Raw genomic sequence first — 12,501 nt, 5'->3', positions numbered from 1 at the left:
CGCTGCCATGACCGACAGCCCGGACCCGGCGCGTGCCGCACTCGACGAGCTGATCGGACGGTTCTTCGCGGCGGTGTCCTTCGAGCCCGGCGGGCGCCCCGGGTACCACGCGATCCACGAACTGTTCGTCGACGGCGGGAGGCTCATCCGCAACAGCGGCCCCGAACCGGAGATCGCGACGGTGCGGCAGTTCGTCGAGGCGCGGCAGCCCGCCGTCGACGCGGGGCGGCTCAGTGCGTTCCGGGAGGCGGAGATCGCGCAGATCACCGAGGTCTTCGGCAACATCGCGCACCGGCTCAGCACCTACACGAAGTCCGGCGTCCTCGACGGTGTCCCGTTCACCGGTCGCGGCGTGGTCTCGACGCAGTTCGTCCGCACGCCGAGCGGCTGGAAGATGAGTTCGATGGCGTGGGACGACGAACGACCCGGGCTGTCCCTCCCCGATCGCTACCGGTGAGCCGCGGGCGGATCGGCGTCAGAAGAAGGCGGTGGCCAGCCTGATCCGCACCGGCCGCGCGGGCGCGCCGTCGACCGGGGCCGGATCCTCCGGCGTGGGCGCGATACCGGCGGCCGCGATGCGGTCAAGTACCGCCATGCCGGCCGGGTCCACGGTGCCGAAGATCGTGTAGTTGGGCCGCAGCGCCGAGTCCTTGTACACGAGAAAGAACTGGCTGCCGTTGGTGTCCGGGCCGGCGTTGGCCATCGCGAGCGTGCCGCGCTTGTAGAGCTTGCGCACGCCGGTGGGATCCGTCGGCGCCGGCGGCAGGTCGGTCGGCAGCTCGTCCTTGTAGCGGTAGCCCGGACCGCCCTCGCCGGTGCCGCTCGGGTCGCCGCACTGCAGGACGCTGAGCGTCGGGTAGGCGGTCAGCCGGTGGCATATCGTGTGGTGGTAGAAGCCGGACAGCGTCAGGTGCAGGTGGCTCTGGACGGTGCACGGCGCCAGGGAACGGTCGAGCCGCATCGGGATGCGACCGTAGTCGGTCCACAGGGAGGTGGCCACCGTGCCCCGGTCCGGCGTGCGCGGCGGGTCCGGCGGCAGCGGGACGGGGCGGGCCGCCGGCTCCTCGGGCGTCGCGGTGTACCCGCACGGGCCGCGGGTCACCGGGGGCCGCGTGCCCTCGGCCGAGGCCGGGGCGGGCACGGCGACGACGCTGACGGCGAGCGCTCCGGCGGCGAGGACCGCCGACATCCAGCCACGCATGGCACCTCCCGAGAAGTGGATCGCCGGTCAGCCTACATCGTCGACCGTCGATTCACCGTGGGCGACCGAAGGGGGCGCCCCGTCAGTCGACGGTGACGGTGACCGTGTGCCAGCCCGTGGCACCGCTCGGAAACGGCGTCGCCCGCTCCTCGGGCTGGACGGCCCCGCTGCCGTCCGCGGCGCGCACCCGCAGCGTGTGCGGGCCCGGTGTGGCGTCCCAGCGCAGCACCCACTGGCGCCACGTGTCGGGCGTCGGTCCGTCGGCGAGCCGGGCGGGCAGCCAGGGGCCGTCGTCGACGCGCACCTCCACGCCGCCGATGCCGCGCCGTTGCGCCCAGGCCACCCCGGCGACCGTCACCGGTCCGGCTCCCAGTCGGGCGAAGGGTTTGGGGGTGTCGATCCGCGAGGCCGTCTTCACGGGCGCGTCCGCGGCCCAGCCGCGTTCGACCCAGTAGGCGTCGTATCGGTCGAACGTCGTCACGCGCAGCTCGCTCACCCACTTGCACGCGCCGACGTAGCCGTACAGGCCGGGCACCAGCAGCCGCACCGGAAAACCGTTCACCAGCGGCAGGGGTTCGCCGTTCAGGCCGAGCGCCAGCATCGCGTCGCGGCCGTCGAGGATCGCCGCCAGCGGGGTGCCGGTCGTCATGCCCTCCACCGACGTGCTCACCAGCTGGTCCTGCCCGGCCCTGATGCCGGCCTCGCGCAGCAGCGGCGCCAGCGGCACGCCGAGCCACCGGCCGGAACCGACGTAGGGGCCGCCGACCTCGTTGGACACGCAGTTGAGGGTGATGTCGCGTTCGATCAGCGGGCGGCGCAGCAGGTCCTCGAAGGTGAACGTCGCCGGGCGCTCGACCGCGCCGCGCAGGCGCAGCCGCCACGTGCCGACGTCGACCTGCGGCACGCTCAGGGCGGTGTCCACGCGGTAGAAGTCCGCCACCGGCGTCACCCACGGGGCGACGCCGTCGATGCCGAGGTCGACGCCGGGTGCGCGGGGCGGGGCCGGGTCGGCCGGTGCCGGTAGGCGCACCTGAGCGCGGGAGCGGGTGCCGGCCCGCCCGGACAGTGCCCGCGCCCCGGCCGCCGTTCCGGCCGCGACCACCGCCGCACCGCCCGCCGTGGCGAGGAACTGCCGCCGGTTGAGCAGCCGCGGCCGTCCACCGTGGACATCCGTGGTGCGGGCGGCCCGCCGCAGCAGGCACAGCGCGAGCGCACCGGCGAGCACGCCGGCGAGGGTCGGCAGGATGTCCACTGTGGACGTTCCCGGGCGGGTCAGGACCGCCGCCGCGCCCAGCGCGCCGAAGGCGCCCAGGGCGACGAGGCCCCACCGCAGGGCCACCCGGCCGAGCGCGATCGCCGCCGCGGCGAGCCCGACGTACACGCTCGACAGCAGCACGAGCTTGTCCGCCGCGCCGAACGTCCGGATCGCGAACTCCTTCAACGCCCGCGGGCTGTGGTCGATGACGAAGGAACCCACAGCGAGCACCGGGCCGGACTCCGGATGTTCCAGCAAGGCGGAGAGGAACCGGGCGACGGCGAGGGAGACGCCGGCGGTGAGCAGCCCGACGGCGGCCCCGCGCAGGATCGGCGAAAGCCCCGGCCGGCGGCGAACCGGCCGGGGATCCGTGACCGTCATGCTCAGACGGGCATGAGGACGGTGTCGATGATGTACACCGTCGCGTTGGCGGTGGAGACGTTGCCGCACACCACCTTGGACCCGGTGCCGACGGTGAAGTCGGTACCCGCGCCCTTCACCTCGACGCTGCCGCCCTCGAGGGTCTTGTGCGTGCCGGTGAGCTGCGCCGGCGTGAGCTGACCCGGCACCACGTGGTACGTGAGGATCTTCTTGAGCGTGGCGTCGTTCGCGAGGACCTTGTCGAGGTCGGCCTTCGGGATCTTGGCGAACGCGTCGTTGGTCGGCGCGAACACGGTGACGCCCTGGGCGCTGTTGAGCGAGTCGACCAGGTTGGCCTTCTTGACGGCCGTGACCAGCGTGCTCAGCACCGGGTTGCCGGAGGCGGCGGTGGCCACCGGCACCTTCGCCATCGCGGCGAAGCTGCCCGGGTTCGACGCGTCGGTCGGGACCGCGGCACAGCCGGCCCCGAACTGCGCGGCCATCGCGCTCGGCGAGGCCGCGCCGGTCGTGGCGGCGGCGGTCGGTGTGCTGTCGCCGCCCGTGGCGGCGGCGTCGCCGTCGTCGGTGGACCCGCACGCGGACAGGCCGAGAACGGCGACGACTCCGATGGTCGCGATAAGGCGCCGTGACATTGGGTGCTCCCTCGGTTGGATGTCGGGGTGGTCCGTCGCGAGGGGATTCGGTGCCAGGCCAGGTGCCGGATTGGTCAAATTTCAAAGTTTTTTGCGACATCGCCCGATTTCTATGAGGGCAGCGGGTCGCCGGGGCGCACCAGGTGGTGCTGGTAGGCGAAGACCACCAGCTGGGCCCGGTCGCGGGTGTTCAGCTTGGTCATCGTGCGGTTGATGTGCGTCTTGACCGTCAACGGCGACAGGAACAGCCGTTCGGCGATGTCGTCGTTGGAGAGCCCGTGCGCGACCAGCAGCAGGATCTCCCGCTCCCGTTCGGTGACGAGGTCCAGCTGCGGCGGGTGCACCGGCGGCTGGATGTGGTGGATCAGGCGGCTGATCAGCCCGCTGGTGGCCCGCGGCGACAGCAGCGCCTCCCCCGCGGCGACCACCCGCACGGCGTTGACCAGGTCACCGGGGGCGACGTTCTTGCCCAGGAACCCGCTCGCGCCGGCCTGCAGCGCGTAGATCACGTTGTCGTCGTTGTCGAACGTGGTCAGCACCAGCACCCGCACGCCGGCCAGCCGCTCGTCCGCGCCGATGCGCCGGGTCGCCTCGATGCCGTCCGTCAGCGGCATCCGGATGTCCATCAGCACGACGTCGACCCGGTGCCGGTGGCACAACTCGACGGCTTCGCCTCCGTCGGCGGCCTCACCGACGACCTCCATGCCCGGCGTCGCGTCGATGATCATCCGGAACCCCGCCCGGATGAGCGCCTGGTCGTCGGCGAGCAGCACGCGGATGTTCACGTCACGCCTCCTCGGCGACGGCCGTCGGTGGGCAGTTCGGCGTGCACCCGGAACAGGCCTCCGGCGACCGGCCCGGCCACGATGCTCCCGTGCGCGGCGGCGGCCCGTTCGCGCATGCCGATCAGGCCGAACCCGCTGCCGGTGCGCCCGCCGCCGGACCCCGCCACGCGGTTCGTCACCTCGATCCGGACCAGGTCGGCGGTGTACTCCAGGTACAGCACGGCACCGCCGTCGCCGTGGCGGTGGGCGTTCGTCAGCGCCTCCTGCACGATGCGGTACACGGCCAGGCTCACCACCGCCGGGAGCGGCCGGGACTCGCCGTGCTGCTCGTGCCGCACGGCGAACCCGGTGGTGCGCAACCCGGCCAGCAGTTCCTGGAGGCGTTCCACCCCGGGGGCCGGCCCGACGTCGCGCACCTCGTCCGGATCGCGCAGCACGCCGATCACCGACTTGAGCTCCTCCAGAACGGCGTCGGCCGCGGTGCGGATGTGCCCGAGCACGGGCCACACCTTCTCCGGTTCGGCGCGCAGCACGTGATCCGCCGCGCCGGCGTGCACGCTGATCACCGCGATGTGATGGGCCACGACGTCGTGCAGTTCCCGCGCGATGCGCAGCCGCTCGTCGATCACCCGGCGGCGGGCCTCCTCGTCGCGGGTCACCTCCGCCTGCATGGCCCGTTCGGTCACCTCGGCGATGTAGGCCTGGCGCAGCCGGATCGAGTCGCCGACCCCGGCGCCGCCGAAGATGAACGCGAACGGCGCGAACTGGTCGGCGCTCCACCAGTCGCCCCCGTGCACCACCGTCCCGACCACCATGAGCGAGCCCCACACGACACACGCGTAGAACCAGGGCCGCCGGCGCGGGCTGTACACCGCGACGGAGTAGCTCACCAGGCCGGCGGCGACGAACAGCCCGTCCGGCGGCCGGCCCAGGACGACGGCGAGCACGGCGACGGCGGTGGCGGCCAGCGCCGCGGGCACCGGGAAGCGCCGGCGCCCCAGCAGGAGAACCGGGCACAGCACCGACAGCAGCATCATGCCGGTCGGCACCGCGGTGTACCCGACGAACAGCACGATGTGGACACCGACGGCGGTCAGGGCGAGGTCACCCAACGGGCCGCGGTACCGGTCCAGGGCCGGCGGCCTCTTCTCGCTGCCTGACGCGCGCACCACCACGACGGTAGAGCGGCGGCCGCCGTTCCTCGACCCCCGGACGCGGTATCGCGCGTCACGGGATCTACCGCGTTCGCGGTATGCCGCCGCCTGCGCTCACGGGACGACGGGTCCGGTCCGCGCGGCGATCGTGGAACGGCCCGAACGGGGTTCACGACCGATGGAGGAGTCTCGTGGCGACCTTGCTGTACCGGCTGGGGCGGTTCTCGTTCCGGCACCGCGCGTTCACGCTCGTGCTGTGGCTGGGGCTGCTGGCCTCGATCGGCTTCGGCGCGGCCACCCTGTCCGGCCCCACGGACGACGCCGTCTCCATCCCCGGCACCGAGTCGTGGCGGGCCATGGACGTGCTCGGGGAGAAGTTCGGCGCCGGCTCGAACTCCGCCTCGGCGAGGGTGGTCATCACCGTCCCCGGCGACGGCACGCTGACCGACCCCGAACGGCGCGCGGCCGTCACGGCCACCGTGGCGGCGCTGCGCACGGCGCCCCAGGTCGGCGCGGTCAGCGACCCCTTCCAGACGGGGAACATCGCGCCGGACGGGCGGACCGCCTACGCCTCGGTCACCTACCCGGTGCCGGAGACCGAGGTGCGCGCCGCGTCCCGGGAGGCGCTGTTCGCCGCCGGGGAGGCCGCACGGCGCGCCGGCCTCGGCGTGGAGTACTCCGGCGAGGTCACCGCGACGGCCGAGGCCTCGAACGCCGCCGAGGGGATCGGGATCCTGGTGGCCGCCGTCGTGCTGCTGATCACGTTCGGTTCGATCCTCGCCGCGGGCCTGCCGCTGCTGACCGCGATCCTCGGTGTCACCGTCGGCCTGCTCGGCATCTCCGTCGCCACCGGCTTCCTCGACCTGGCCTCGAACACCGCCGCCCTGGCCACCATGCTCGGCCTGGCCGTCGGGATCGACTACGCGCTGTTCATCGTGTCGCGCTACCGGCACGAACTCGCCGCCGGTCGGGACGGCGACGAGGCCGCCGGGCGCGCCGTGGGCACCGCCGGGTCCGCCGTCGTCTTCGCCGGCCTGACGGTCATCATCGCGCTGGCCGCGCTCACCGTGATCGGCATACCGTTCCTGGCGGCCATGGGCATCGCCGCGGCCGGCACCGTCGCCGTGGCCGTCGTGATCAGCCTGACCCTGCTGCCCGCCCTGCTCGGCCTCGCCGGCCGCCGGATCCTGCCGCGCGCGGCCCGGCGCGGCGCCGCCGCCCGGCGGGTCCGGACGCCGTTCGGCGAACGCTGGGCGCGCGGCGTGCTCCGGTTCCGCGTCCCGGCGCTGATCCTGTCCCTGCTCGCGGTCGGCGTCGTCGCGCTGCCCGTCGCCGACCTGGAACTGGCGCTGCCCGACGAGGGCACCGCCGCGCCCGACTCGACCCAGCGCAAGGCGTACGACCAGCTCGCGAACGGCTTCGGCGCGGGCGTCAACGGGCCGCTGGTCATCCTGGTGGAGACCACCGCCGGACGGGCCGGCGCGGCGGCCGAGCAGGCCCGGAGCCTGGTGTCCGGGCTGGACGACGTCGTGGTGGTCACGCCGGTGCGGCCGAACGCGGCCGGCGACGCCGCGATGTTCACCGTGGTGCCGCGCAGCGGTCCGACGAGCGCGCAGACCCGGGACCTCGTGCACGACATCCGGGCCCGGCAGGCCGGCTTCACCGCCGCCAATGACGGCGCGACGTTCTCGGTGACCGGGCGGACCGCGATCGACATCGACATCGCCCAGAAGATCAACGGGGCCCTGCTGCCCTATCTGGGCATCGTGCTCGGGCTCGCGTTCGTCCTGCTGCTGCTGGTGTTCCGCAGCGTGCTGGTGCCGATCAAGGCGGCGCTGGGCTTCCTGGTGTCGGTGGCCGCCTCGTTCGGGGCGCTGGTGTTCATCTTCCAGCAGGGCCATCTCGCCGACCTGCTCGGCATCGAGTCGACCGGGCCGATCGTCAGCTTCACCCCGATCTTCCTGGTCGGCATCCTGTTCGGCCTGGCCATGGATTACGAGGTCTTCCTGGTGACCCGGACGCGGGAGGAGTTCCGCGGCGATGCCGGCCCGGACGAGGCGATCGTCTCCGGCATGCGGCACAGCGCCCGCGTGGTCACCGCCGCAGCGCTGATCATGATGAGCGTCTTCGCGGGGTTCGTCCTCTCCGACGACGTCATCATCAAGTCGCTCGGGTTCGCCCTGGCGTTCGGTGTCGCGGTCGACGCGCTGCTGGTGCGGATGACCGTCGGCCCGGCGGTGCTGTCGCTGCTGGGGCGTTCGGCGTGGTGGCTGCCGCGGTGGCTCGACCGGCTCGTGCCGAGCGTCGACGTCGACGGCGCGCGGCTGGCCGCCACCCCGGACGTATTGACGTCGGCGAGTATCCAGGCGCACACTCCGAGTCACCCTGCTCCGTCGCCGCCCCGGGGGTAGCCATGGGACCTGACATCGCCGTACTCCGAAGACTGGGCAGGGCCGGCGTGGCCGCCCTCGCCGTCGCCGCACTCGTGGTCGCGTTCCCCGGCACCGCCGGGGCCGCCGCTCCGACCGGGCGCTACGCGGCGCTGGGAGACTCGTTCACCTCGGGACCGCTCATCCCGACCCAGGTCGACCTCAACTGCGTCCGGTCCAACCGCAACTACCCGTCGCTGACCGCCGCCGCCGTCGGCTCCTCGTCGTTCGTGGACGTCAGCTGCGGCGGCGCGACGACCGAGGACATCCTCTCCCCCGGCAGCGGCCAGCTGGGCATCGCCGTGCCGGCGCAGATCAGTGCCGTCACCGCCGCCACCGCACTGGTGAGCATCGGCATCGGCGGCAACGACATCGGGTTCACCGACATCATCTCCACCTGCACCGAGGAGAGCGTCGACGACCCGTTCGGCTCGCCGTGCCGCGATCGGTACACCGCCGGCGGCACCGATCAGCTGCGGGCCCGCATCGACGCCACCGCGCCGAAGGTGGCCGACGTGCTGCGGGCGGTGCGCGCCGCCGCACCCGGTGCGCGCGTGATCGTCGTCGGCTACCCGGCGATCCTGCCGGACTCCGGCTACGGATGCTGGCCGACGGTGCCGATCGCGTTCGGCGACGTGCCGTACCTGCGCGGCGTCACGAAGGCGCTCAACGCGATGCTGGCCGCCACGGCCGCCGCCAACGGCGCCGGCTACGTCGACACCTACGCGCCGTCGATCGGCCACGACGCCTGCCGCGGCGCGGGCACGAGATGGGTCGAGGGTCTGCTGCCGGCCGCGCCGGCGGCGCCGTTCCATCCAAATGCCTCGGGGGAACGGGGGATGGCCGCGGCGACCGTCGCGAAGCTCAACTCCTGACGGCGCGGTGACGCCCGCGGACATGATGGTGCTCCCGGTGACCCGGCGAGAGGAGCAACGCATGTCGGACGGGTGGAACTCGCGGGCCGTGCACGGCGACGCGCAGGTGCCGCGAACGGCCGGGGCGGTGTCGCCGCCGATCGTGCAGACGTCGACGTTCGCCGCGGACTCGGCAAGGGAGTTCGCCGACCTGGCGCTGGAGAAGCGGGGCAGCGGCTTCTACACCCGCTACGGCAACCCGAACCACGCCCAGGTCGCCGCCGTGCTCGCCGACCTGGAGGGCGCGGAGGCCGCGACGGTGTTCGCCTCCGGCATGGCGGCGATCACCACGACCGTGCTGGCGCTGGTGCGGGCCGGTGACCATGTGGTGCTGCAGCGGCGGCACTACGGCGGGGTCCCCTCGCTGCTGCTGAACCTGCTGCCGAAGTTCGGGGTGACGTGCACGCAGGTGGACCAGACCGACGTGCGGGCGTTCGCCGCCGCGCTGCGGCCGAGAACGCGGCTGGTGCTGGTGGAGTCGCCGAGCAACCCGCTGCTGGACATCACCGACCTGCGGGCCGTCTCCGCGCTCGCTCGCGACAGCGATGCGCTGACCGTCGCGGACAACACCTTCGCCACCCCGGTGAACAGCCGACCGCTGGCGCTCGGCGCGGACCTGGTGTGGCACAGCGCGACGAAGTATCTCGGCGGCCACAGCGACCTCTCCGCCGGCGTGCTGGCCGGACCGGCGGCGCTCCTCGACCGGATCTGGGACACCGCCGTCATCACCGGCGCGGTCCTCGGGCCGTTCGACGCCTGGCTGCTGCTGCGCGGCATCCGGACATTGCCGCTGCGGATGCGCCAGCACAACGCCAACGGCCTCGCCCTCGCACACGCGATGCGGGCCCATCCCGCCGTCGCGAACGTGTACTACCCGGGCCTGCCCGACCATCCCGGGCACGCGACCGCCGCCGCGCAGATGGACGGCTACGGCGGCGTCGTGAGCCTGGAACTCGCCGGCGGCTACCCGGCGGCCGAACGCTTCGTCGACGGCCTGCGCCTGGCCCGCCGCGCCGCCAGCCTCGGCAGCGTCGAGACCCTGGTCGTGCACCCGGCCACCATGTGGCAGGCGATCCTGCACGCGGATCAGGTCGAGGACGCCGCGATGAGCCCGGGCCTGATCCGGCTCTCCGCCGGCATCGAGGACACCGCCGACCTCGTCGCCGACGTGACCCGTTCGCTCGACGCCCTCTAGAGACGCGGCTACGGGGGCGCGGTGGCGGCGCGGGCGAGCACGCCGGCCGTGGCGAGCACGCAGGCGGCGCCGAGCGGCCCACCCGCCTTGGCGAGCGTGACCGGGGTGGCGAGGGTGCCGGCGACGGTGGCGTACCCGGTGCTGCCGTACCGGTCGGCGAGCAGGCTGGGCGAGGCGAGGCTGGACACGCCCGGCCGTCACCACCAGCCGGCCGGTGACTCATCACACCCCGCTGTCCAGACGTTTGTCTAAACAGACTCGGCGAGATCGTCGGCACCGTCGGACTGCTCCTGCTCGTGTTCGCCCTCGCCCGTTGCGGTCGGGCCGCCGCCGCACCGGCCGCCGTCGGCGCCTACCTCGGGGCCGCCTACTGGTTCGCCTCCTCCACGAGCTTCGCCAACCCGGCCGGCACCCGGACTACCGCCTCCGACCTAGCTTCGTGACAGGTTCTCCACAGCTCCGCTCGCCACTCTTTGATCAGCGGGTCGGCACGGTGCCGATCCGGTGGCGATCGGAGCCAGAGCATGAAGTTGAAGAAGGTCGGCCTTGTCCTCGCCAGCACCGCGGCGGCCGCGATGTTCGTGCTGGGCGGGGCCTCGCTCGCCAGCGCCGACAGCGGCACCCCGTCGCCGACCGGCTCCGCCGCCCCGGGCAAGCGGGCGCCGGGCACGCCGGTCACCGGCGACGAGGCCACCAAGGTCACCGCGGCCGTCACGGCCAAGTTCCCCGGCGTCACCGTCGGCGGCGTGCACAAGGGAACGGACGGCAGCTACCACGTCTTCGGCACCAAGGACGGCAACCGCGTCAAGTACGACGTCTCCGCCGACCTCGGCACCGTCACCGAGGGCAAGGGCCGCCCGGGCGGCGGCCGCGGCGGTGCCCGCCCGGAGGCGTCGCCGAGCGCGTCCACCAAGTGACCACGGTCGGGGGCGCCCGCGCGGCGGGCGCCCCGGCGGTACGGCCCCGCACCAACCGGTGAGCGGCCCGGTCAAACGGTCGGCAGCGGCCGGATCAGCGGTTCCAGGATCTTCTTCGCCTCCGCGGCGGTGATCGCCTCGGCCGGGTCGATCGGGACCGTCTCACCGATGTCGACGTGCTCGAAGACGCGTTCCCCGATGAGGCGGGCGTGCGCGTCGTACGGCCAGCGCATCGTGATCCACTGACGCTTGCGGAACCACTCGTCGGGCGTTCTGCCGGGCACGAAGAAGTTGAACCACGCCTCGAACCAGTATCCGGCGTCGGTGATCGCGTGTGCCGTCTCCTCGCAGGCGAACACCACACCCACCACCTCCTTGTAGAACGCCAGGACCTCGGCCCGGCCGCGCAGGGTCCGGCTGGCGCCGTCCAGGTTCAGGTAGTAGACCGGTGCCGCCACGGTCATGTCGGGCGCGAGGATCTCGTCGATCCGGCCGGTCTGCTCCAGCAGGTAGTGCCGGCGGACGTTCTCCAGGATGCGCCGGTGCCGGGCGTCGGCGGAGGACCGGATCAGTTCGTCGAGTTCGCGGGGCACGTTGGTGATGTCGAGCTTCGTCATACCGGACGGGCGTGCCATCCCGTGCCGTCAGGCGTCGGCACCCGCGCTCGGGTCGGGGTCGCCGGCGCCGGCCCGTTCGTCGCGTTCGGCCCACTCCAGCAGCGGCCGCAGCGAGAACACCGCGTCGTCGATGCCGGCGTGCAGGTCGCCCAGCGCCGCGAACCGGGCCGGCACGGTCGCGATGGTGAAGTCGCGGGGATCGATCGCGTCGATCTCGTCCCAGCCGATCGGGGTGGAGACCGTCGCCTCCGGCACGCCGCGCACCGAGTAGGCGCTGGCGATCGTGTGGTCGCGGGCGTTCTGGTTGTAGTCGACGAACACCACGTCCGGCTCGCGGTCCTTGCGCCACCAGGTGGTCGTCACGTCCCGCGGCGCGCGGCGCTCGACCTCGCGCGCGAAAGCCAGCGCCGCCCGCCGCACGTCACGAAACTCCGACTCGGGTGCGATCCGCACGTACACGTGCAGGCCGCGGCCGCCCGAGGTCTTCGGCCAGCCGACCGCCCCGAGCTCGTCGAGCACCTCCCGGACCACCCCGGCCACCCGACGGACGCGGTCGAACGGGCAGTCGGGCATCGGATCGAGGTCGATGCGCCACTCGTCGGGGCGTTCGGTGTCGGCCCGGCGGGAGTTCCACGGGTGAAACTCCACTGTGGACATCTGCACCGCCCAGATCACGTCGGCGAGCTTGGTGACGCACAGTTCGTCGGCGTGGCGGTCGAAGCGGGGGAAGTGCAGCCGCACCGTCTCCAGCCACGGCGGCGCACCGCGCGGGACGCGCTTCTGGTGCACCTTCTCGCCACCGGTGCCGTCCGGGAAGCGGTGCAGCATGCACGGGCGTTCGCGCAGTGCGCGCACGATGCCCTCGCCGACGCTCTCGTAGTAGCGGGCGAGGTCGAGCTTGGTCTCGCCGCGGGCGGCGAAGTACACCCGGTCCGGATTCGAGATCCGGACCGGGTACCCGTCGATGTCCAGTTCGACCGCCGGTGACTTGCCGCTCGCCGCCATGGGTCGAACGTACCGG

The 12,501-nt window shown here is 73.2% G+C and carries 13 protein-coding genes and 1 pseudogene; 6 read left to right on the top strand and 8 right to left on the bottom strand.

Annotation, left to right across the window (positions count from 1 at the left end):
- Positions 1-7 precede the first annotated feature (7 nt).
- Positions 8-457, top strand: coding sequence for a DUF4440 domain-containing protein (locus tag Val02_RS24135; RefSeq protein ID WP_203901456.1), 450 nt, complete (start codon positions 8-10; stop codon positions 455-457).
- Between the two features lie 18 nt (positions 458-475).
- On the opposite strand, the gene Val02_RS24130 is transcribed toward Val02_RS24135, so the two are convergent.
- From Val02_RS24130 to Val02_RS24110, 5 genes are all read right to left on the bottom strand, one after another.
- Entirely contained in the window at positions 476-1,201 is a 726-nt protein-coding gene (locus Val02_RS24130) for a peptidylprolyl isomerase (protein ID WP_203901455.1), read from the bottom strand.
- An 82-nt stretch (positions 1,202-1,283) separates the two neighbouring features.
- Positions 1,284-2,837, bottom strand: coding sequence for a molybdopterin-dependent oxidoreductase (locus tag Val02_RS24125; protein WP_203901454.1), 1,554 nt, complete (start codon positions 2,835-2,837; stop codon positions 1,284-1,286).
- Positions 2,838-2,839: 2 nt separating this feature from the next.
- The gene (locus Val02_RS24120; RefSeq protein ID WP_203901453.1) at positions 2,840-3,469 is read right to left on the bottom strand and encodes a fasciclin domain-containing protein; all 630 of its coding nucleotides are present in this window, start codon (positions 3,467-3,469) and stop codon (positions 2,840-2,842) included.
- Between the two features lie 110 nt (positions 3,470-3,579).
- Positions 3,580-4,254 (bottom strand): response regulator, encoded by a 675-nt coding sequence (locus Val02_RS24115; protein ID WP_203901452.1) that lies wholly within the window; start codon positions 4,252-4,254, stop codon positions 3,580-3,582.
- Positions 4,251-5,423 (bottom strand): sensor histidine kinase, encoded by a 1,173-nt coding sequence (locus Val02_RS24110; protein ID WP_203901451.1) that lies wholly within the window; start codon positions 5,421-5,423, stop codon positions 4,251-4,253. The genes Val02_RS24115 and Val02_RS24110 overlap by 4 nt, the downstream gene beginning before the upstream one ends.
- A 176-nt stretch (positions 5,424-5,599) precedes the next feature.
- Between Val02_RS24110 and Val02_RS24105 the strand changes: the two genes are divergently transcribed.
- The 3 genes from Val02_RS24105 (at position 5,600) to Val02_RS24095 (ending at position 9,946) form a co-directional block, all read left to right on the top strand.
- Positions 5,600-7,819: an MMPL family transporter gene (locus Val02_RS24105; RefSeq protein ID WP_203901450.1), complete on the top strand. Its 2,220-nt coding sequence runs from the start codon at positions 5,600-5,602 to the stop codon at positions 7,817-7,819.
- A gap of 2 nt (positions 7,820-7,821) precedes the next feature.
- Positions 7,822-8,712, top strand: a complete 891-nt coding sequence (locus Val02_RS24100) for an SGNH/GDSL hydrolase family protein (RefSeq protein ID WP_203901449.1) — start codon at positions 7,822-7,824, stop codon at positions 8,710-8,712.
- Between the two features lie 61 nt (positions 8,713-8,773).
- On the top strand, positions 8,774-9,946 hold the full coding sequence (locus Val02_RS24095) for a trans-sulfuration enzyme family protein (protein ID WP_203901448.1): 1,173 nt from the start codon (positions 8,774-8,776) through the stop codon (positions 9,944-9,946).
- A gap of 8 nt (positions 9,947-9,954) precedes the next feature.
- On the opposite strand, the gene Val02_RS24090 is transcribed toward Val02_RS24095, so the two are convergent.
- The gene (locus Val02_RS24090) at positions 9,955-10,134 is read right to left on the bottom strand and encodes a hypothetical protein (RefSeq protein ID WP_203901447.1); all 180 of its coding nucleotides are present in this window, start codon (positions 10,132-10,134) and stop codon (positions 9,955-9,957) included.
- A 69-nt stretch (positions 10,135-10,203) separates the two neighbouring features.
- Between Val02_RS24090 and Val02_RS24085 the strand changes: the two are divergent.
- Positions 10,204-10,359, top strand: a pseudogene (locus tag Val02_RS24085) (aquaporin family protein); the annotation flags it as partial.
- A gap of 111 nt (positions 10,360-10,470) precedes the next feature.
- Complete coding sequence (locus Val02_RS24080) at positions 10,471-10,863, top strand: hypothetical protein (RefSeq protein ID WP_203901446.1); 393 nt, start codon at positions 10,471-10,473, stop codon at positions 10,861-10,863.
- Between the two features lie 71 nt (positions 10,864-10,934).
- On the opposite strand, the gene Val02_RS24075 is transcribed toward Val02_RS24080, so the two are convergent.
- The gene (locus Val02_RS24075) at positions 10,935-11,480 is read right to left on the bottom strand and encodes a hypothetical protein (protein ID WP_203901445.1); all 546 of its coding nucleotides are present in this window, start codon (positions 11,478-11,480) and stop codon (positions 10,935-10,937) included.
- 27 nt (positions 11,481-11,507) lie between these two features.
- A complete protein-coding gene (gene ligD, locus Val02_RS24070; protein WP_203901444.1) occupies positions 11,508-12,485 on the bottom strand; it encodes a non-homologous end-joining DNA ligase in 978 nt (325 codons plus the stop codon).
- Positions 12,486-12,501: the final 16 nt, after the last annotated feature.

The organism is Virgisporangium aliadipatigenens, from assembly GCF_016863615.1.
Lineage (GTDB): Bacteria > Actinomycetota > Actinomycetes > Mycobacteriales > Micromonosporaceae > Virgisporangium > Virgisporangium aliadipatigenens.
Note: the sequence above shows the minus strand (reverse complement) of the source record. Positions and strands in the feature narration are given on the sequence as shown.